Consider the following 19,271-nt stretch of genomic DNA (forward strand, 5'->3'; position numbering starts at 1 on the left):
AAGTCAAGCATCAATAAAAAGACTATTAGGATATCACCCATCTGCACTGTTAATCTGATTTGTGTAACAGCATGATAGCTGTCAGGAGGGATCCGTCCAGATCAAACGGTTGTACAAGGGCCTTTTAATGCAAATCCGACAAAAAATATCGTGCCTCAACAAGGGTTTTTTGCAGGAACCCTTGACGCAGACAGCAACCATTCATTATCTTGATCAAATCTATCTGTTCTTTAATTCCAAGAGAGGAAGGGATTGAGCATGGAAAATGAAAACATCAAGAACATCGCCATTGCTGGCAACAACGGGAGCGGCAAGACCTCTCTGGCAGAGGCCGTGCTTTTTACTGCCAAGGCGACAAAACGCCTGGGCAGGGTGGATGACGGGAGCTCGTGTCTTGATTTTGAACCGGAGGAGATCAAACGCCGCATCTCAATAAGCGCCGCCCTTCATAACCTCACATGGAAAAAGACAAGGGTCTTCATAATCGACACCCCAGGGGAAGACAATTTCCTGCCAGAGACAAAAATGGCCCTCAGGGTTGCGGACAATGCCCTTTATGTGATGGATGCGGTTGATCCATTGAAGCCACAAACGGAAAAGACATGGCGCATGATCAAGGAGCTTGGACTTCCGGCTATGATCTTCATAAATAAGATGGATAAGGAGAGGGCGGATTTCAAAAGGGCTGTCGATACGATAAAGACGCTCGGCATAAGGCCGGTACCGCTTTTTATGCCCATAGGGGCACAGGAGGGGTTTAAAGGTATAGTTGATCTCATCCAAATGAAGGCCTTTGTCTTTGCCCCGGATGGGAGCGGGAAGGCGACCCAAATCGACATCCCTCCCGACCTCGAAGACGAAGCAGGTGTCTTGCGTGGAAATTTGATCGAATATGCAGCAGAATCTGAAGACAGCCTGCTTGAAAAATTTTTGGAGGGGGTGGAGCTGAGCCCGGAAGAAATAATATCAGGCCTCATGAAGGGCGTCAGCGAAGGCGGTTTTGTACCTGTAGCATGCGGATCCGCCATAAAAAACATAGCAAGCCCAAATCTCTTGGATCTTATAGTCAATCTTATGCCTGGTCCTCAGGCCAGGGGAGACGTTAAGGGCCTCAATCCAAACACAAGGTCCGAGATCATCATGAAACCGCTGCATGATTCGCCTGTATCCGGCATCGTCTTTAAGACCTTGATAGATCCATATGCAGGGCGTCTCTCGATCCTACGGATCTATTCCGGCACCATCAAGCCGGACGGCGTTCTCTATAACAGTATCCGGGAGGTTGATGAACGCTACGGCCAGATATTCCTCCTCGAAGGCAAGGCCCAAAAACCAGTCGAGCAGGCGACACCCGGCGAGATAATCGCCATTACGAAGCTCAAAGAGACGGCAACGGGCGACACCCTCTGTACCCGTGCAAATCCCGTAATATACCCCTTTGTTGATATACAACCGCCTGTGCTGACCTATGCCATTAGACCCAAGACAAGAGGGGATGAAGAAAAGATCACACAGGTACTTGCAAGGCTCAAAGAAGAAGACCCGACGCTCGCGATACAGCGGGATCAACAGACAGGAGAACTTCTTATAGCCGGAAACGGACAGATACACATAGACGTCACCATTGAAAAGATGGAACGCAAGTTTGGGGTACAGGTCGAACTCGCCCTTCCGAAAATCCCTTATCATGAGACTATAAAGGCTGCACAAAAAGGGGTAATCTATCGACATAAAAAACAGACCGGCGGGGCAGGTCAGTTTGCCGAGGTCCATTTTGACATCACGCCGCTTTCACGTGGGGCCGGATTTGAATTTGAAGAGGCCCTTGTCGGCATGAATGTCCCAAGAAACTTTGTACCGGCTGTTGAAAAAGGGCTTCATGAAGCGCTGCAGTCAGGTCCGTTGGCCGGGTTGCCGGTAGTAGATATAAAGGTAAGATTTTACGATGGTAAGTCGCATGAGGTTGATTCATCCGAAACTGCCTTCAAGATAGCAGCGATCCAGTGCTTCAGAAAAGGCGTACTGGATGCCAAGCCGACCATCCTTGAACCTATAGTCAAGATGACTATTGAGATACCAGACAATGCCGTAGGAGATGTGATCGGGGATTTAAATTCAAGGAGGGGGCGGGTGATGGGTATGGAGCCGGGACAAGACGGTCGCCAAGTAATAACCGCTCTCGTCCCGATGGCCGAGGTCCAGCGCTATGTACTCGACCTAAACGCCTTAACCGCTGGACGCGGGACATTCTCTATGGAGATATCCCACTATGAAGAGGTGCCCGGGAATCTACTCGACAAACTCATAGCTAAGATCAACGAGGAAAGGGGCAAAGGAGAAAAATAGAATGTACACAGCTGGTATACTCACGATCAGCGACAGCGCATCCAAGGGTGACAGAGAGGATGCAAGCGGTACCGTCATATCCAGACTTCTTAGTAAGAAAGGATTCGATGTGCTTATACATAAAATAGTGCCTGATGAACAACAGACCATCAGTAAAATCCTCATGGAATGGGTAGATGAAAAGGAGGTGGATATAATCGTAACGACAGGCGGCACTGGGCTTACGCCGAGAGATACAACGCCAGAGGCCACAATGGCTGTGATCACACGGCTTATTCCAGGCATACCAGAGGCGATGCGCGCTGCGGGTATAGGAGAAAACCCAAGGGCCATGCTCTCGAGGGCAGTGGCCGGGGTCAGAAAGCGGACGCTCATTATAAACCTGCCAGGTAGCCCGGCCGGGGTTGAGACCGGCCTTTCTGTGATCATGCCCATTCTGAAGCACGCGATCGATAAAATAAAAGGTGACAATACCCCATGCTGTGAAAGATAAGAAATGCTTCCTTGCTTTAACAATAAATAGTGATTCCTCCATCTTTTGAAGAGGAAATAAAAAATGTTTTCGTGTCATCTTTAAACAGGAGTATTTATGAAAATAGGTATAGTAGGTCTGCCTGGGAGCGGCAAGACCACCATCTTTAATGCCCTTACCGGCGGCCATGCCGAGACTTCTTCATATAGCGGCGCCAAAAAAGAGGTGAATCTTGCGATAGTAAACGTCCCGGACAAACGCCTCGATGCCTTGTCTGATATGTACAAACCCAAAAAGACCATTCATGCCCAGGTGCAATATGTCGATGTCGGTGGCGGCATTTCCGGAAAAGATGCCGACGGCCGCGCCAAAGACGCCTCTATGGATGAAATTTTGAGGCTCCTCCGACCTGTCGATGCCCTGGTGCATGTAATCAGAAATTTTGAACGGCCAGGGGATGCCGCTGATCCGCAAAGAGACCTCGAGGCCTTTGAATCGGAACTCGTGTTGACTGACCTCATTGCCCTGGAAAGACGTATCGAAAAGGTTGAAAAAGAAATCATTAAAGGGAAAAAAGGGGATCCAAACGAATTTGAGTTGCTCAAAAAGGCATATGAGGTATTAAATAGCGGTCATGCCCTAAGGTCCTTAAATAAGATCGCAATGTCTCCTTTGCTCAAGGGCTACGCACTCTTATCCGCAAAGCCGTGCATCGTAGTCTTAAACAGCGCAGATGAACTCAGTGTGGGCGAAACTCATCTTGTTGCACCCGAAGGCGTAGTAACTGTTGAAATCAAAGGGCGCCTCGAGATGGAGCTCAAAGAGCTCCAGCCTGATGAGGCAGAGGCATTCAGAAAAGATCTAGGGTTGTCAATACCGGCCACCGACAGACTCATCCAAGAATCTTATGCCCTTCTAGGGCTCATATCTTTCTTTACCGTCGGTGAGGATGAGGTACGGGCATGGGATATTGCAGCCGGCACGCATGCCCAAAAGGCCGCTGGCGTCATCCATTCAGACATAGAAAAAGGGTTCATAAGGGCCGAAGTGGTCTCGTACGAAGATCTCATGTCCCATGGATCGTATGTCGCGGCGCAAAGGGCCGGCAAGGTTCGGCTTGAAGGCAAGGACTATGTAATAAAAGACGGCGATGTAGTAAATTTCAGATTCAATGTCTAGGTCTTTAATACAGATGGTTGCCTTTCAAAAAAACGGCATACAAAAAGACAGCGGGCAGGATGGGATAAAAAATGATGGACTGAAAAATATCATGGACGGCCTCTCAATGACACCCATGTTTGATGGGCTCTCCGTTGAAAGGCTGAGGTTGATCGCTGGCATCACTGAACTCCGCCTTTACCGCAAAGGACAGACCATTTTTTCCGAGGGTGACCCGGCGGCTGGTTTCTACGCGGTCTTTTCGGGCCGGGTCAAGATATTCAAACTCTCCCCTGATGGGAAGGAACAAATACTGCATGTCTTCGGGCCGGGCGAGCCGTTCGGAGAGGTTGCTGTGTTCGAGGGTATAAATTTCCCGGCCTATGCCCAGGCGATGGACGATGTCACAGCCATATTCATACCGAAGGAACGTTTTGTAGAACTGATAGCTAGAGACCCAGCGCTCACATTGAATATGCTATCGGTATTATCAGTTAGGCTCAAAAAATTCACCCACCTCATAGAAGACCTCTCGCTAAAAGACACACCAGGGCGGCTTGCTAAATACATCCTGCTTTTGAGTGACAAGGGCCATGGGTCTGACAAGATAAGGCTTGACATCACAAAGAACCAACTTGCAGGCCTCCTTGGGACCATACCCGAGACGCTCTCGAGGATTTTTGCGCGCCTATCAGGCCGCGGGCTTATCAGGATGGAAGGGGCCGATATAACCATCCTTGACCGCAGGGGTCTTGAAGATCTGGCCCAAGGCGTCGCTAAACTCATTTGACAACAGACCCAAACAAAGGCCGGCCTTGATGTTTAGAGAATGAATGATAAATTATAAAAAATAACATTAAAAATACTACTAAAGACCTTTCATGGATATCCCTACCCCCAATCTCTCTCTGTGCCTTGAAAAAATCAACTCCGCCGAATGGCTGCCATGTCCGGATCAGGCGCTATCAAGGTGCCTGAGGCTCTTTACTGAAAAAGATGTCTCTTTAAATATGATAGAAGAGGCCTTTAGGATAGAGACAAGCCTGTGTTCGCAGCTCCTTAAGGTCGCAAACAGTGCATTTTATGGTGCGACCAAGCAAATACATGATGTCCGCAGGGCCGTAATGACAATAGGTCTGAGAGAGGCAAAAGGTATATGTCTGTCAACGGCCTTGATGCAGCAATTCTCTCAGGCGTTGCTGCCCACTGCCTTCGATCTCATAAAATTTTGGCGTCATTCTATGCTGACCTCATTCATTGCAAGCGAACTTGCGATGGACAAAACATGGATCAAAAGGGATGAGGCGCAACTTTATGGTCTTCTGCACGATATCGGCAGGTTGGCCATGGCCGCATTGCTGCCGGATTGGTTTAATAAGGCCGTTACGTCTTCACTTAATGGGGGCAAATCGCTCTGCGAGGCTGAAAATGATCTAGGTATAACACACTCATTCTTGGGATGGGCACTTGCAAAAAAATGGAGACTGCCGGAACCTGTCTGCCTAGTGATCCGCTGGCACCACGATCCAATAAAGGAAGGCATCTATTCAAAACAGGTGGCCCTTATATATATAGCGGATTATCTTGCTAACACTATTGGAAAGTCCGTTATAGTGCCGCAAATAGTCCCCAATGAAAAAATCTTATCTCTTGCAGATATAAATCTATGGAAATTGCAGGATTCCATGGATACGCTCAAAAATCTAACAAACAAGATAGAGGCATTCATCAATGATGCCATCTAATAAATCAACCATAATCGAACTATTGAAACATGAACAACAACAGACAGAATGTTAGAAAATCCACGATCACTGCTGATCCTGTATCAGCATCGATCAGAGATGATTTTTTGCAATTGAGAAGCCAAAAATTAGAAACGATCAATGCCTTGGGTATCATTCTAAGAATGATACGAACGGCAACCGCCAATTTACCGCGCGATATACTGGCACAACATATCACAAGGATACTCATAGAAGATACAGATTTTGAAAACGCATCTATTCTTCTTTATGACAAAGAGCATGATTGTCTAAGGTTAAATAAGGCGACTGGGTTTTTGGATGTCCTGGGTGACAATATCGAAATCGATTACAATAAAGATCTTGTTTTTCAAAGGGATGAGGGTATTGCATGGCGTGTATTCAAGTATCAAACCCCATTTTTTATAGAAGATTGCGAAAGCCAACCGCTACCCAATAAAAAGGGGGCAAAAATAAATCCCGGATCCTTTGTCTGTCTCCCTCTTGGGGACCAAGGGGTCATCAATATGAGTGCTTCCAGAAAAAGGATGCTCCCAGAGATCAAGAGAAGATGCCTTATAATCCTTGCCGATCTCGCAGGACATCTGCTTCGACAGGCAGACCTTCAAGACCATCTCAACAGCGGACATCTGAATCTGCAGCAACTCGTTGAGGCTGGCATCATCGGTCATGGTGCGGACGCCTGGCTAAAGGAGTCAGCATCATATCTAGAATCAGTCATGCAATATATCCCCCAGGGCATATGCATTATCAATATAAACGGCGACATTGTTTATGCAAACCAGCGCCTTTTGAATATGCTTGACAGTGAGATCAACCATCTGAGGAACCAACCGATAAGTAAGATAGTTGTTGACGCGGCAGGCTTTGATGAGGTGTTTAAGCACGTCCTCTATAAAAGAGAGATAACCCGAGCGTCTGACGTACATCTTGCGAAAGCAGACGGATCGGCGCTGCCGGTTGAGATATTTCTCCATCCATTGAAGGGCCGGGGCGGCCATATCGATGGGGTTATGTTGGTCATCTATGACCCTTCGACTAGGCAATCCATAAGTGAAGATCTATTGCGTGATGAAAAACTTAAGGCTATCGGCACCATGGCAGGTGGGATAGCGCACAACTTTAATAACCTTTTGACAGCCATCCTTGGTAATATAGAGCTTCTCGCAAGAGGCATAACAGACCCTATTGCGCTCAAACGTATAAAGAATATAGAAAGGGCGGTGCTTGACGGGGCGCAGATGATACGCCGGCTCCAGACCTTTACTAGGTTCAATGCCTTAAAACAAGAAAATTATGCCCCGACTGATGTAAAGACAGCCATAGAAGATGCAATAGAACTCACAAGCCCGCGATGGAAAGATATTTGTCAGAGAAAGGGGATCCAGATAAATCTTATTAAACAACTTGATGATACCGGGCCGGTATCCATCCAGCAGTCCGAGTTGAGAGAGGTGTTGATAAACATGATATTCAACGCCATTGAGGCCATGCCAGATGGGGGTGACATCACGCTGCGCACTTATCAGCACGGTTCGACAGCATTCCTCGAGATCGAGGACACAGGCTCAGGTATGTCCGATGATATAAAGAGACAGGTGTTTGACCCATTCTTTAGTACAAAAGGCGTTGAAAACTCCGGCCTCGGGCTCAGCATATCGTATGGTCTCATCGTTGGAAGCGGTGGAGATATAAGGGTAAAAAGCCAACCAGGCAAGGGCACGACATTTATCTTGTCCCTGCCTGTCGTCAAACACCATCAGCCGGACGCGGCAAACAAGGAAGGTCTTGCCGCCATAAATGCGCTGCGGATACTTGTGGTAGACGATGAAGCGCCCCTTGTCGATCTTTTATCTGTCATGTTAAAAGATATGAACCACATCGTAACAGGTACCTCAAGCGGCGAAAAGGCCTTATCGCTCATTGAAACTGAAAGATTCGATCTCATAATAACAGATCTAGGCATGCCGCTGGTAAACGGCTGGCAGATAGCCGCAGCAGCCCATGCAAAATCCCCCCCTGTACCTGTAATCCTCCTTACTGGCTGGGGATGTGATTATGACGGGAAAGACCTCAAGGCCAGAGGCATAGCTGCGGTCCTTTGCAAACCGTTCAAGCTGGATGGACTTATTTGCGCAATATCAGAGGTAGTCAACCAGTCATGATTCTAAAAGCTGCCTGCGCACCGCGCAGGCTTGGGTAGATTATCAGCCGTAGCTATTAAAACAGCCATACCCCTGGACATAATATCCATAATGGGCAAAGGCCTTATCAAGTTCTATACGTTGATCATCGGGCAGGCTGTAATAAAAATTATAGAATTCACTTACATAATCCTTATCCGAGCATGCATATGAATAGATCTTTTGTTGTTGTCCTTGATTGAGCGATGTGGAGGCCAGAATCTTTTTCAAATAGGTGTGACAAAGGGCATCCCTGTCCTTGCCTTTATTAGGTGAACCAAGCAAAGTAGTCCTCTCAAGACTGGCCATCCCAAGCCAGTGTGTCGAGGTTACTATAACGGCACGCCTTGCGCAGCCGGAAAGGACAATGGCCGCCATAAAGAGAAAGACTATGGACACCATAGACAATACATTTCTCTTGACTAACGACATAGAGCAAAACCTCCTTTCAAATAACTTATTAATAACAAACGAACTTTTCATAGAACAATCTCTCTGCGCGCCGCGCAGCCGAAGATCATCCTCCTCAGCTGAAACCACGTATCTGATACCCGTAGAGCGCAAAGGCCCTAGCAAGGTCCAGCCGCGACGCATCAGGGAGGCCGTAATAGAAATCCCTGAAGGCCTTTGTCAAATCCTTCCCTCCACATATGTAGTAACGGACCATCTCTTTTTGTTTACCATCAAGCGAGCTTACGGCGGCGAGAATCTTTTCAAGATCTCCGTTGCAAAGCGCCTCTATGTCTTTATTTGAACTACCCGAACCGAGCAATGTAATCCTCTCTGCATTTGCCATTCCAATATCATGTGTCGTATGAATCGCCACCCCAGGTTTTGCACAACCGGAAAAAAGGATGATAAAAAATGCAAAAAAAACCGAACCGGCGACATGGCCCTTCTTTTTAAACATATAGTATCCTTTTAATATTTAGAATAAAAATTAGTATTCTAATAAATTTACTACTTTATTCTTTAAAAAAAATCAACAAGAAATTTAATATCCGATTCGAGTTTGATTAAAGCTGGCTTCTTTTGGCCAGATTTTGCCAAATAAAGATGAGACGCTTCCTCACCTCGGAGACTTCCTGGGGAGAAAGACCGTCGGTCGCCTTTTTATTCATCTCTTCGCCGGCCTTTTCCATTATGGCCTTCAGCTCCAATGCCTTGGGTCGTAGATATACGTGATAAGCCCTCCTATCCCTCGGACTTCTACGACGCTCTATAAGGCCCGATGCCTCCAGGCGGTCCAATGTACGGACAAGGGTGGGATTTTCTATATAAAGGCGGTCGGCAAGCTCCGTCTGCGTAAGCCCGTCACCGTCAAAAAGCTTCATCAGCACACAAAACTGGGCGCACGTAAGGTTGTATTGAGACAATTTTTCATCAAAACTTCTTTGAAATTCCTTGACCAGTCTGTTTGCAATAAAACCTAGACAATTATCAATATTAAAATCATTTTTCATAATTATCTTTATGACTCATTAAAATTAATATCTTTTCAAGAACATCGTTTGCCGTAAGCCCTGTTGTATCAATAAAGTACGCATCAGGCGCCATTTTTAATGGGGCAAGGTCGCGCGTAGAGTCCGCGGCATCTCTTGCCTCGATCTGTAATAACATATCATGATAATTTACGGTCTTGCCGATTGCTTCAAGCTGCCTCATCCTCCTCATAGCCCTCTCCGGCGTGCTGGCGGTAATAAAAAACTTAAAATCAGCTGCAGGAAAGACAACCGTCCCCATGTCCCTTCCTTCGGCGACGATATTATTTTTGCCGCCGATTTCCCTTTGACACCTGGTCAAATAATCCCTAACAGGCTTAAGCCTCGATACCGCAGAGGAAAGGGCGTCCATTTCGGGACCGCGGATGATATCAGAGATATCTTTACAATTCATAATAATCTTATTGTTATTAAAATCAAAGTCTAACCGTATAGTTTTTAACAACCCAGAAACAGCCTCCTCATCTGTTACGTCTAGACCGTTTTTTTTCACAATCCATGCCACAGCCCTATACATAGCGCCTGAATCGAGATACTTATAACCAAGCCTCGCTGCCAACAATCTGCTTATGGTGCTTTTTCCGGCACCCGCTGGTCCGTCTATTGTAATTATCGTCATTTCTAAGACCTTAGTCGCTTCAATGAAAAATTAGCCGAATCTACCTGTTATATAGTCCTCTGTCTCCTTCTTTGTAGGATTGGTGAACATCTTGTCAGTCGGCCCGAATTCCACACATCGCCCGAGATAAAAAAAGGCAGTATAATCAGAAACACGTGCCGCCTGTTGCATATTGTGTGTTACGATCACGATGGTGAATCTTTCCTTCAGACGTTCTATCAATTCCTCAATCTTGTATGTAGCGATAGGATCAAGGGCAGAGCATGGCTCGTCCATCAATATCACCTCAGGCTCGACAGCGATCGCCCTTGCTATACAGAGGCGTTGCTGCTGTCCACCGGACAAGGCCGTCCCGACGGCATGGATATTGTCTTTAACCTCATCCAGCAATGCCGCATCTTTAAGGGCCTGCTCCACCCTGTCGTTTAGTTCCGATTTGCTCGGGCTGTACTTTAACCTGATGCCATAGGCTACATTGTCAAATATCGACATAGGGAACGGTGTTGGTTTTTGAAAGACCATCCCAATTCTCATCCTAAGATCAATCAAATTGACATCGGATGAAAGGATATTTACACCGTCGAAGATGACCTCGCCCTCCGCCCTCTGATCAGGATATAATGAATACATACGGTTATATGTCCTAATGTGTGTGGACTTTCCACAGCCTGATGGGCCTATGAAGGCCGTAACCTTATATTCGGCTATGTCTATGCTATTATCAAACAGCGCCTGGACCTTACCATAAAAGAAATTGAGATTTCTAACCTTTATCTTGACAGGCGTATCCGGTGGAAGAAACACCCCTCTTTCCCCCTATTTTTATTTCTCCATGCGATGAACCAAAAATCTGGCTATTATATTCATGACAAGGACTGAAAAGGCAATAATAAATGACGCCCCCCAGGCCTTCATCTGCCAATCATCATAAGGTGACATCGCATAATTAAAGATAGTGACCGTAAGATTCGGCATCGGACGCAGTATCCCGCTCGGCCAATAAGGGCTGTTCAGCGATGTAAACAAGAGCGGTGCGGTCTCACCCGAGACCCTGGCTACAGCGAGAATTATACCAGTCAACATGCCAGCCCTTGCACCACGATATACCACCTGGACAACCATATGCCAGTAGGGCGCACCCAAGGCAAGCGCCGCCTCCCTCAGCCCGGATGGCACAAGCTTCAGCATTTCTTCGGTTGTCCTTGTAATGACCGGCAACATAAGGATGGCCAGGGACACAGCCCCGGCAAGACCGGAAAAACTTTTCATCGGCACGACAATGATGGCATAAACAAATATCCCGATTACAATCGCAGGGGCGCTACCGAATATGCCGGACAAGAAACGGGTAACCCCTGCAAATCTGCCGTGACCAAACTCTGAGAGATATGTACCTGCCAAGATCCCAAGCGGAACGCCCATTATCATGGCAAGAACGGTGATAATGACGGTGCCCAACATGGCGTTTGCAAGTCCACCGCCTGCCTCGCCGGGTGGAAGCGGGAGTTCGGTAAAAAACGCCCAATTTATGGCTGAAAAACCCCTGGCTAGTATTTCAAAAAGTATCCATACGAGAAAAAATATCCCTATAAAGGCGGATATTGAGGAGGCGACCAAGGCCACGCTGTTTACAAGCCGTCTGGGCAACATAGACTTCTTCTTCATGCCTTATATCCCCCTGACGTGCTTTTTTTAAGCCACCATTCTGCAAGTCCCAACACGACAAAGGTGATCAAAAATAAAACGAGCCCTAGTTCTATAAGGGCCGAGAGATAGATTCTGTCCGACGCCTCTGTAAATTCGTTGGCAAGCGTTGAGGCAATGGTATTACCAGGGGCAAACAGGGAAAGTGACAATTCATGGGCGTTCCCTATCACAAACGTTACCGCCATCGTTTCGCCGATAGCCCTGCCCAAGCCTAGAAGTAGCCCACCTATTACACCCCTCATACCGTAGGGAAGTACTATCTGTCTAACCACCTCCCACATCGTTGCACCAAGTCCATAGGCGGATTCTTTTATAACCCTTGGCGTCATTAAAAATACATCTCTTATGATAGATGCCATAAAGGGCAATATCATTATGGCCAGCACTACGCCGGCCGTGAACATCCCTATGCCCATGGGCGGTCCCTGAAAAAGCGGCAAAAACCCCAAATATCTCCCAAGAAACGGCTGTATGTAATCCGACATGAAGGGCGCAAGGACAAAAAGGCCCCACATGCCATATATAATAGACGGTATCGCAGCCAGAAGTTCTATAGCCACACCGAAGATGGGTCTCAGCGCAAGCGGCGAGAGTTCGGTAAGAAATATGGCCACTCCAAGGGCGACAGGGACTGCAAGCAACATGGCAAGCGCTGTGGATACCAATGTACCTATTATTGTTGTAAGGGCCCCGAATTCAGAGGTAACTGGGTTCCATGTGGTGGATATGAGAAATTTCAAACCAAAACGTTGAATGGAAGGCCAAGCGTTGTATATAAGCACTGCAAGCATCATTACAAGCAAGATCAGTATGGAAAGGGCCGCAGCTAACGTAATAAATCTGAAGGCCGAGTCAAAAATGGGGAGATGCGCCCATGAACCTGATTTGTCATTTTTAGCTATTAAATAGCGAAACAAGCCTCGGATCCCCGTTTGCAAACCTATTTGATGGATAAAAATTTCACAGCCTTATTTATGCTATCTGATATTAAACCAAATTTTTTCTTTTACCATATAAAAATCGATGATACCATTTTATGTAACATGATCGTCATACAATACAATCAAACAAAAGGCGCCTTGTCCGATGCCGCAAAATTTCGTATTTTAATTTGGCATCTCGATGCATAAAAATAAAATGGAGAATCAGATGGCCGAAGGACCTCAAATCTGTTTCGACTCTTCAAAAAAGATGGTGGGCAGGGATACGTTCCGCTTTTCGTGCACCCCTGAAAGGGCCTGTTTTACAGCCTGTTGCCACGATCTCAATCTTATATTGACCCCCTATGATATCTTAAGACTTAAAAAATGCCTGGGCTTGAAATCATGGGATTTCCTGAAGCGCTATACAAGCGTGCATGTCGGGCCTGGTTCAGGCCTTCCGGTGGTGATGCTTAAAATGGAAGGCGCCGACATGAAGTGCCCGTTTCTTGAAACCGGCAAGGGATGCACAGTTTATGACGACAGACCCGGCGCTTGCAGGACATATCCCCTTGCAAGGATATCCTGCCGTTCCAAAGATAGAAACGGTGTTGAAGAATTTTATTATATAGTTAAGGAACCGGATTGTCTAGGCTTTCAAGACGGGGTGGAATGGACAGTAGAAGAATGGGTCAAAAACCAAGAGATAAAACCGTATAACGAAATAAACGATATATTTGGAGAGCTTTTGCAGGCAAAGATAGAAGTAGGCGACCCAAGCCTCACGGCAGATCAGATAGAGATATTTTACCGCGGCTGTTACGATCTTGATGAATTCAGACGTTTTTTTCTGAAAGGTCCAAATCTTGATCGCTATCTAGAATCAGGGGAGATAATCAGAAAGATTACTAATGACGAGCTCGAGCTCCTCAAATACGGGATTCGTTGGGTAAAAAAAAGACTTTTCCAGGGTACTTGTCTCACATGCAAAGCGACACACCGTACACGCCAGACATAGTCTATACACCTTCGGACTGTCTAGTTTCAGGTCTTTCCTCCAGATCCCTTACAAGCTGGGCGACTTGGATGCCAAGTGATATGCATTCCTTGCCGATCATACATGCATCTGCCTCTTGAGGCTCTAAATACGTTTCAAGTCTTTTGCCGCCCCTTTCCAAACGAACCACCCAGGCTTTTTTTGCTTGATCGTATCTTACATCAAGGTCTATATGGCATTTACCGATATCAGGGTATATCTCTCTGATCTTTTCACAGAGTTCCTTTGAATCCATGACACCCCCTAATCTCAAGTTTACACAGAAACGGATGTAAAGATCCCCTTTTCTCCCGATATAGCCTGTACCGCCCATGGATCTGCCGGCCTTTCTGCATCCAATTCAACCAGTCGCCATGTATAAGGGCGGTTCAAAAGTTCTTTGCTTAAAAGGTGATGGATGGCATGACCGCTTTTAAATGAATCTATCTTACCCAAGACCGGATTACCTAAAAGGTATATATCTCCAATTAAATCAAGGGCCTTGTGGCGCACGAATTCGTCTGAAAATCTTAAGCCATCTTGGTTCAAGATGGTCTTGTCATCAAGCACAAGGGCATTGTCAAGACAACCTCCCAGCGCCAGACCATTTTCTTTGAGATATTCAACCTCTTTTAAAAAACCGAAGGTCCTTGCCCTGCTTATACGTCGTTCAAAAATATGAGGCGTAACCCTGGAATCGAATTGCTGTCTTGCTATCATAGGGTGATCAAAATCTATACCGACGGACACATAAAGACTATCACACGGTGAGATTGTGACAGTCTTATCACCCGAACTAACGGTTACAGGCTCAAGTATCTCGATATAACGCCTAGGCGCCTTCTGGCTACTCAAACCAACCTGCTTAATCATGGCTACAAAAGGATAGGCGCTACCGTCCATAATTGGGACCTCAGGCCCGTCTATCTCCACAATGGCATTATCTATACCCATCCCAAAAAAGGCAGCCATGAGGTGCTCAATAGTTGAAACAGACCCAGCAGCATTGCCCACTGTTGTAGCAAGCGATGTCTCTGTGACATATCCAATGTTGGCAGGTATAAGTGCCACTGGATCAAGATCCGTCCGCACAAACCTAATGCCAGAATCAACTGGCGCTGGATGCAATTTTATGGTCACCCTGGCCCCTGTATGAAGGCCGATACCTGAAGCCATTACATATTTTTTAAGCGTATTTTGAAAAACCACCTGCTCTCTCCACATTATTTATAAATAAACACACTCAACATCCCCTGTTAGTTACACAGGCAACAACCCTTATTTTATTTTTGAGGTTCTTAAAGAGTTCTTAAAAAGAAGAAGAGCAAAAGATATGCCAAAAAATGATTAAAAGAATAGCGCATTAAATCAATAGGATAAAAAACTGAATTAAAGAAAAATTAATGTGGTGTGACATTTTAACCTCATGCCTTAAAAGAAAAAAGAGACTAAAATGTCACATTTGACATGTCAATCGCCAAATCCGAAGCGTCTGAGATGCCTTTTATCTCTAGACCAATCTTTAAGCGTCTTGACCCATATATCCAAATAAACTTTACACCCCCATCTTTTTTCCATTTCGACCCTGGCAAGCGTACCGATTTTTTTCAGGCCGACCCCTTCCTTGCCGATTATGATCCCTTTTTGAGACTGCCTCTCTACATAAACTACGACCTTTATCCTGATCAGGCCATCCCTCCCTTTATCGAACTTCTCAGCCTCGACCGCAACGGAATAGGGCACCTCCTCCCTCGTCGTCAAAAATATCTTTTCACGAACAAGTTCGGCAGCGAACTCATCCATACCCTGATCGACTATACAAGAGCCATCATAATAATACTGAGGACCGGCAGGAAGCGATCGCAGTATCTCGCTGACAAGCCTGCCCATGCCGTTGTTGCATCTGGCCGAAACCGGGACTATGGCCCTGAATGGATATGCATCTTTGAAAAGATCTATTAATGGCAATAGAGTCTCTCTTTTGACCATATCTATCTTGTTAAAAGCAAGAATTGTATCACATCGACTGTTTTCCCTGATGACATCTACGAGCGAGAGCGCAGCTTCCACCCCTTTTTTACAGGATATATCGGCAAGCATGAGCAATAAATCCGCATCGCGCATGGCATCTATGGCCGACTTTACTATCAGTTTGTTTAAAGGCCTTTTAGGACGATGGATGCCTGGGGTGTCGATAAATATAATCTGATAATCTCGGCCGGTAAGAACCCCTTTGATATTGCGCCTGGTGGTCTGAGGCTTGGGCGTAACTATGGCCACCTTCTCTCCGAGTAACTGGTTCAAAAGGGTCGATTTACCGGCATTCGGCGCACCAATTATTGCTACAAACCCCGATCTGAAAGGCCCTTTTTCATCCAATTCACTGCGCATCACTTCAATTTTCCGATTGCGATCTCGGCCGCCCTCTGTTCGGCCTCTTTTTTGCTGGAACCAGTAGCCCTCGCAAGCATATCGCCCCTGAGATACAGGGCTACTGTAAACAGCCGCTCGTGGTCAGGCCCAGAGACCTGCTCAACCTCATAAACCGGCGTCTCATGATAGAGCCGCTGTGTGATCTCCTGGAGATTTGTCTTATAGTCCTGTTCCAGGCCGAAATCTAATGCAATATCAAATAGATCATCAAACCACCTTTTAATAAAAAGGAACGCCGGCTCAATCCCGCCGTCGAGATATATAGCGCCCACCAAGGCCTCAAACGCATCAGCCAAGATAGAATCCTTGTTGCTGCCGTTGCATCTCGCCTCCCCCTTACCAAGCAGAATGCAGCTTGCAAGTCCTAGCTTTCTGGCCTGCCTGGCCAATTGAGACTCATTTACAAGAAATGCCCTTATCCTGCTGAGGTCGCCTTCTTTGTATCCGCTCCCATACCTGAAATAAAGCATGTGGCTGACCACAAGACCAAGGACTGCATCCCCAAGAAATTCAAGACGTTCATTGTCCAGCACCCTCGGTGTCTGCTCTACAGCATAGGAACGGTGCGTAATCGCCTGTTTTGGTAATGACTTATTGGAAAAACGATAGCCTATCTTTTGTTCAAGTTCTGAGATGTTGGATCTTTTTTGTATTTGTTTTTTTTGCATTCCATTTGGATAAAAACTAAGATTAAATTGCCGATTACACGATTTCATGAGGCTGCAAAGTAAGGCTGAATGACATAAAAATAATCATTTAGATAGGTATGATTATACATCATAAAATGATAAAATAATAAATCAAGCATGGAAAATGACAAAATTGGCCTGATCATCTCGGCGTTCCGCCTTGCCGCAAAAGGATAGGTCGCTCCGTAACTAACCATCAACTCGGAAAACAAGGTAAAACCTCAAGAAGACCGACAAAGGTAAGATGGCAAACGAATCAAAAGATGATATGATCATAAACAATGAATCTCAAAGGCGCAGGGACTTCTTCAGGGAGGTTACAGGGCTTTTCCTGATTGCAACTGCTGTTTTCATCTTCGTTTCGATAATAAGTCATCTATACGGTAGCGATCTTAAAAATTGGATGGGTCCGGCTGGCACCATCATCGCCTCATTTCTTATCGATGTGTTCGGTTATACAGTATGGGTCGTTCCAGTGCCTCTGCTTTTCGCCGCCTTTTCTTTGTTCAGTGGGCCACAGACCGACAAGGCACAGCCGGCGTCATGGTTTCTACCAGGCTGGACGATAACCTTGATCTCTGCGAGCGCTATACTGCAGATGTTTCAATCTCATTCCGAAAATGGCGCTGGCGGGATATTGGGCGCCTATGTCTTGCAGGAAACCAAAAAATTGCTCGGCACAGGCGGAGCGGCTATATTTTTATCCGCCTTTTTTATTGCCGGGCTCATGGCCGTAACGCCATTTTCGCTCAAAAAGGGGGTGAATCGCCTCCTGTTCGTATTTCGTTACGTGTTTCATGGCAGGCTTGATCTTAAGAAATCAAACGCTGGGTCGGTAAAAAACCTGGAATATCCAGAAACGCCCGGACGGACGACCGTAAAAGATGATGATGGATATCCGAGGATCGTCGAGCCTAAGACAGAACGAAGTGAAAAGAAACAACGCAGAGAGACCGCAGGGGCAGAAGACGCCTCTGTGTTTCAGGCCACTTCAATAAAGGGTGAATTCAGTCTGCCGCCCCTTTCCCTTCTTGATACACCGCCTTCAAAGACTAATGTAATAAACAAATCGGCCTGTCGTGAAAACGCCCGTGTGCTTGAACAAAAACTTCTGGATTTCGGCGTTGCAGGCAAGGTGGACGAGATATGTCCAGGCCCGGTCGTCACTATGTATGAATACGTCCCTGCACCAGGCGTAAAGATAAACAAAGTAGCGTCCCTTGCCGACGATCTGGCACTGGCCTTAAAGACCCAGAGCGTTAGGATCGTGGCCCCGATACCAGGCAAGGCCGTAATCGGGATTGAACTTGCCAACCAGGAAAGGCAGACCGTATATCTAAAAGAAATACTTGAGAGTGGGACCTTCCAAGATAATAAGTATGCCCTGCCCCTGGCACTAGGAGAAGATATAATCGGCAAACCTGTAGTGACCGACCTCGCCAGGATGCCGCATCTTCTGATCGCCGGTGCAACCGGCACAGGTAAAAGCGTAGGCCTAAACGCTATGATATGTTCCATGCTCTATCGCCATCGCCCTGAGAAATTGCGGTTCTTGATGGTTGACCCAAAGAGGATAGAGCTCTCTCTCTATGACGGCATACCCCATCTACTCCATCCGGTAGTCAGTGAACCAAAAGATGCCACAAGGGCCCTCAGATGGGTCGTGATGGAGATGGAGCGCCGATACAAACTCCTTGAAGAGGCCCAGGCCAGAAATCTGGATAGCTACAATAAAATAGCCGATGAGTTGCTCCCATATCTAGTTGTAATCATTGATGAACTTGCAGATCTAATGATGGTCTCCTCTAAAGAAGTCGAATCGGCGATCGCCCGCCTTGCCCAGATGGCGAGGGCTGCTGGCATCCACCTCCTTATAGCGACACAGAGGCCGTCGGTTGATGTGCTAACTGGCCTCATAAAGGCCAACTTTCCTGCGCGCATATCCTTCAAGGTCTCATCAAAGGTTGACTCACGCACCATCCTTGATGTGATCGGGGCCGAAAGGCTCTTGGGCATGGGAGATATGTTGTTTCTTCCACCCGGCACGGCGACCCTTCAGCGTATACATGGGGCATATGTATCGGAAAATGAAATAATGAAGATAGTAGAACATCTGAAGGCCCAAGGCCAACCACAATATGACCTGTCCGTCGTGGACGCCATCCCAGGCGAAGATGATGAAGGCGATGGCGGGGGGTGCCGCCCTGACTGGCAAGATGAGCTCTATGAGGAGGCGGTCGAGATTGTAAGACAAAGCGGTCAGGCATCCATTTCCATGCTGCAAAGAAGGCTCAGGATAGGATACAACCGTTCCGCACGTATGATAGAACAGATGGAAAAAGACGGCATAGTCGGACCTGCAGATCCAATGGGGCGGCGGCAAGTGCTTGCGCGCAATTAGACTTATGGAAGATCGTCCCAGACCATCACCACCGAGCAA

At 46.7% G+C, this 19,271-nt stretch carries 19 protein-coding genes; 8 read left to right on the top strand and 11 right to left on the bottom strand.

The genetic code is table 11. The annotated features are described in order from the left end of the window. Nucleotides 1-258 precede the first annotated feature (258 nt). The 6 genes from fusA (at nucleotide 259) to LGS26_RS07375 (ending at nucleotide 7,907) form a co-directional block, all read left to right on the top strand. A complete protein-coding gene (fusA, locus tag LGS26_RS07350; RefSeq protein WP_237888239.1) occupies nucleotides 259-2,346 on the top strand; it encodes an elongation factor G in 2,088 nt (695 codons plus the stop codon). Between the two features lies 1 nt (nucleotide 2,347). Further along, nucleotides 2,348-2,839 (top strand): MogA/MoaB family molybdenum cofactor biosynthesis protein, encoded by a 492-nt coding sequence (locus LGS26_RS07355; protein ID WP_237888240.1) that lies wholly within the window; start codon nucleotides 2,348-2,350, stop codon nucleotides 2,837-2,839. A 96-nt stretch (nucleotides 2,840-2,935) separates the two neighbouring features. Continuing rightward, nucleotides 2,936-3,997 (top strand): redox-regulated ATPase YchF, encoded by a 1,062-nt coding sequence (gene ychF, locus LGS26_RS07360; protein WP_237888241.1) that lies wholly within the window; start codon nucleotides 2,936-2,938, stop codon nucleotides 3,995-3,997. Further along, nucleotides 3,990-4,766 carry a Crp/Fnr family transcriptional regulator gene (locus LGS26_RS07365; RefSeq protein ID WP_237888242.1) on the top strand — a complete coding sequence of 259 codons (777 nt, stop codon included), beginning with the start codon at nucleotides 3,990-3,992 and terminating at the stop codon, nucleotides 4,764-4,766. The genes ychF and LGS26_RS07365 overlap by 8 nt, the downstream gene beginning before the upstream one ends. 91 nt (nucleotides 4,767-4,857) lie before the next feature. After that, nucleotides 4,858-5,721, top strand: coding sequence for an HDOD domain-containing protein (locus LGS26_RS07370; RefSeq protein ID WP_237888243.1), 864 nt, complete (start codon nucleotides 4,858-4,860; stop codon nucleotides 5,719-5,721). Between the two features lie 164 nt (nucleotides 5,722-5,885). Beyond that, nucleotides 5,886-7,907 carry an ATP-binding protein gene (locus LGS26_RS07375; protein ID WP_237888244.1) on the top strand — a complete coding sequence of 674 codons (2,022 nt, stop codon included), beginning with the start codon at nucleotides 5,886-5,888 and terminating at the stop codon, nucleotides 7,905-7,907. A gap of 42 nt (nucleotides 7,908-7,949) precedes the next feature. On the opposite strand, the gene LGS26_RS07380 is transcribed toward LGS26_RS07375, so the two are convergent. The 7 genes from LGS26_RS07380 to pstC all read right to left on the bottom strand — a co-directional run bounded on the left by LGS26_RS07380 (nucleotide 7,950) and on the right by pstC (nucleotide 12,670). Further along, nucleotides 7,950-8,357 carry a hypothetical protein gene (locus tag LGS26_RS07380; protein WP_237888245.1) on the bottom strand — a complete coding sequence of 136 codons (408 nt, stop codon included), beginning with the start codon at nucleotides 8,355-8,357 and terminating at the stop codon, nucleotides 7,950-7,952. Nucleotides 8,358-8,451: 94 nt separating this feature from the next. Beyond that, nucleotides 8,452-8,835: a hypothetical protein gene (locus tag LGS26_RS07385; protein WP_237888246.1), complete on the bottom strand. Its 384-nt coding sequence runs from the start codon at nucleotides 8,833-8,835 to the stop codon at nucleotides 8,452-8,454. Nucleotides 8,836-8,941: 106 nt separating this feature from the next. Continuing rightward, nucleotides 8,942-9,388, bottom strand: a complete 447-nt coding sequence (locus tag LGS26_RS07390) for a MarR family winged helix-turn-helix transcriptional regulator (protein WP_237888247.1) — start codon at nucleotides 9,386-9,388, stop codon at nucleotides 8,942-8,944. Continuing rightward, entirely contained in the window at nucleotides 9,378-10,046 is a 669-nt protein-coding gene (gene cmk, locus LGS26_RS07395; RefSeq protein ID WP_237888248.1) for a (d)CMP kinase, read from the bottom strand. The genes LGS26_RS07390 and cmk overlap by 11 nt, the downstream gene beginning before the upstream one ends. 30 nt (nucleotides 10,047-10,076) lie before the next feature. Beyond that, nucleotides 10,077-10,850 carry a phosphate ABC transporter ATP-binding protein PstB gene (gene pstB, locus LGS26_RS07400; RefSeq protein WP_237888249.1) on the bottom strand — a complete coding sequence of 258 codons (774 nt, stop codon included), beginning with the start codon at nucleotides 10,848-10,850 and terminating at the stop codon, nucleotides 10,077-10,079. Nucleotides 10,851-10,868: 18 nt separating this feature from the next. Next, nucleotides 10,869-11,711, bottom strand: coding sequence for a phosphate ABC transporter permease PstA (gene pstA, locus LGS26_RS07405; protein ID WP_237888250.1), 843 nt, complete (start codon nucleotides 11,709-11,711; stop codon nucleotides 10,869-10,871). Beyond that, nucleotides 11,708-12,670 (bottom strand): phosphate ABC transporter permease subunit PstC, encoded by a 963-nt coding sequence (gene pstC / locus LGS26_RS07410; protein ID WP_237888251.1) that lies wholly within the window; start codon nucleotides 12,668-12,670, stop codon nucleotides 11,708-11,710. Before pstC ends, pstA begins: the two co-directional genes overlap by 4 nt. 232 nt (nucleotides 12,671-12,902) lie before the next feature. Between pstC and LGS26_RS07415 the strand changes: the two genes are divergently transcribed. Next, on the top strand, nucleotides 12,903-13,691 hold the full coding sequence (locus LGS26_RS07415) for a YkgJ family cysteine cluster protein (RefSeq protein WP_237888252.1): 789 nt from the start codon (nucleotides 12,903-12,905) through the stop codon (nucleotides 13,689-13,691). Nucleotide 13,692: 1 nt separating this feature from the next. Here the strand turns inward: LGS26_RS07415 and LGS26_RS07420 are convergent, their stop codons facing one another. From LGS26_RS07420 to rnc, 4 genes are all read right to left on the bottom strand, one after another. Continuing rightward, nucleotides 13,693-13,965: a hypothetical protein gene (locus tag LGS26_RS07420; RefSeq protein ID WP_237888253.1), complete on the bottom strand. Its 273-nt coding sequence runs from the start codon at nucleotides 13,963-13,965 to the stop codon at nucleotides 13,693-13,695. Nucleotides 13,966-13,985: 20 nt separating this feature from the next. Then, a complete protein-coding gene (gene lpxC, locus LGS26_RS07425; RefSeq protein ID WP_237888254.1) occupies nucleotides 13,986-14,918 on the bottom strand; it encodes a UDP-3-O-acyl-N-acetylglucosamine deacetylase in 933 nt (310 codons plus the stop codon). Between the two features lie 261 nt (nucleotides 14,919-15,179). Beyond that, nucleotides 15,180-16,100, bottom strand: coding sequence for a GTPase Era (gene era / locus LGS26_RS07430; RefSeq protein WP_237888255.1), 921 nt, complete (start codon nucleotides 16,098-16,100; stop codon nucleotides 15,180-15,182). After that, nucleotides 16,100-16,810, bottom strand: coding sequence for a ribonuclease III (rnc, locus tag LGS26_RS07435; protein ID WP_237888256.1), 711 nt, complete (start codon nucleotides 16,808-16,810; stop codon nucleotides 16,100-16,102). Before rnc ends, era begins: the two co-directional genes overlap by 1 nt. Before the next feature lie 265 nt (nucleotides 16,811-17,075). Between rnc and LGS26_RS07440 the strand changes: the two genes are divergently transcribed. Next, nucleotides 17,076-19,232, top strand: a complete 2,157-nt coding sequence (locus LGS26_RS07440) for a DNA translocase FtsK (RefSeq protein WP_237888257.1) — start codon at nucleotides 17,076-17,078, stop codon at nucleotides 19,230-19,232. The last annotated feature ends 39 nt before the right edge of the window (nucleotides 19,233-19,271 follow it).

The organism is Dissulfurimicrobium hydrothermale (assembly GCF_022026155.1).
Taxonomy (GTDB): domain Bacteria; phylum Desulfobacterota; class Dissulfuribacteria; order Dissulfuribacterales; family Sh68; genus Dissulfurimicrobium; species Dissulfurimicrobium hydrothermale.

What these genes read in the sequence shown, in the direction of transcription:
- LGS26_RS07390 (WP_237888247.1), bottom strand. Translation starts at nt 9,388, where the DNA reads ATGAAAAATGATTTTAATATTGATAATTGTCTAGGTTTTATTGCAAAC.
- era (WP_237888255.1), bottom strand. Translation starts at nt 16,100, where the DNA reads ATGCGCAGTGAATTGGATGAAAAAGGGCCTTTCAGATCGGGGTTTGTA.
- LGS26_RS07370 (WP_237888243.1), top strand. Translation starts at nt 4,858, where the DNA reads ATGGATATCCCTACCCCCAATCTCTCTCTGTGCCTTGAAAAAATCAAC.
- LGS26_RS07440 (WP_237888257.1), top strand. Translation starts at nt 17,076, where the DNA reads ATGGCAAACGAATCAAAAGATGATATGATCATAAACAATGAATCTCAA.
- LGS26_RS07385 (WP_237888246.1), bottom strand. Translation starts at nt 8,835, where the DNA reads ATGTTTAAAAAGAAGGGCCATGTCGCCGGTTCGGTTTTTTTTGCATTT.
- fusA (WP_237888239.1), top strand. Translation starts at nt 259, where the DNA reads ATGGAAAATGAAAACATCAAGAACATCGCCATTGCTGGCAACAACGGG.
- rnc (WP_237888256.1), bottom strand. Translation starts at nt 16,810, where the DNA reads ATGCAAAAAAAACAAATACAAAAAAGATCCAACATCTCAGAACTTGAA.
- LGS26_RS07365 (WP_237888242.1), top strand. Translation starts at nt 3,990, where the DNA reads ATGTCTAGGTCTTTAATACAGATGGTTGCCTTTCAAAAAAACGGCATA.
- LGS26_RS07380 (WP_237888245.1), bottom strand. Translation starts at nt 8,357, where the DNA reads ATGTCGTTAGTCAAGAGAAATGTATTGTCTATGGTGTCCATAGTCTTT.
- LGS26_RS07420 (WP_237888253.1), bottom strand. Translation starts at nt 13,965, where the DNA reads ATGGATTCAAAGGAACTCTGTGAAAAGATCAGAGAGATATACCCTGAT.
- pstA (WP_237888250.1), bottom strand. Translation starts at nt 11,711, where the DNA reads ATGAAGAAGAAGTCTATGTTGCCCAGACGGCTTGTAAACAGCGTGGCC.
- cmk (WP_237888248.1), bottom strand. Translation starts at nt 10,046, where the DNA reads ATGACGATAATTACAATAGACGGACCAGCGGGTGCCGGAAAAAGCACC.
- ychF (WP_237888241.1), top strand. Translation starts at nt 2,936, where the DNA reads ATGAAAATAGGTATAGTAGGTCTGCCTGGGAGCGGCAAGACCACCATC.
- LGS26_RS07375 (WP_237888244.1), top strand. Translation starts at nt 5,886, where the DNA reads ATGATACGAACGGCAACCGCCAATTTACCGCGCGATATACTGGCACAA.
- LGS26_RS07415 (WP_237888252.1), top strand. Translation starts at nt 12,903, where the DNA reads ATGGCCGAAGGACCTCAAATCTGTTTCGACTCTTCAAAAAAGATGGTG.
- LGS26_RS07355 (WP_237888240.1), top strand. Translation starts at nt 2,348, where the DNA reads ATGTACACAGCTGGTATACTCACGATCAGCGACAGCGCATCCAAGGGT.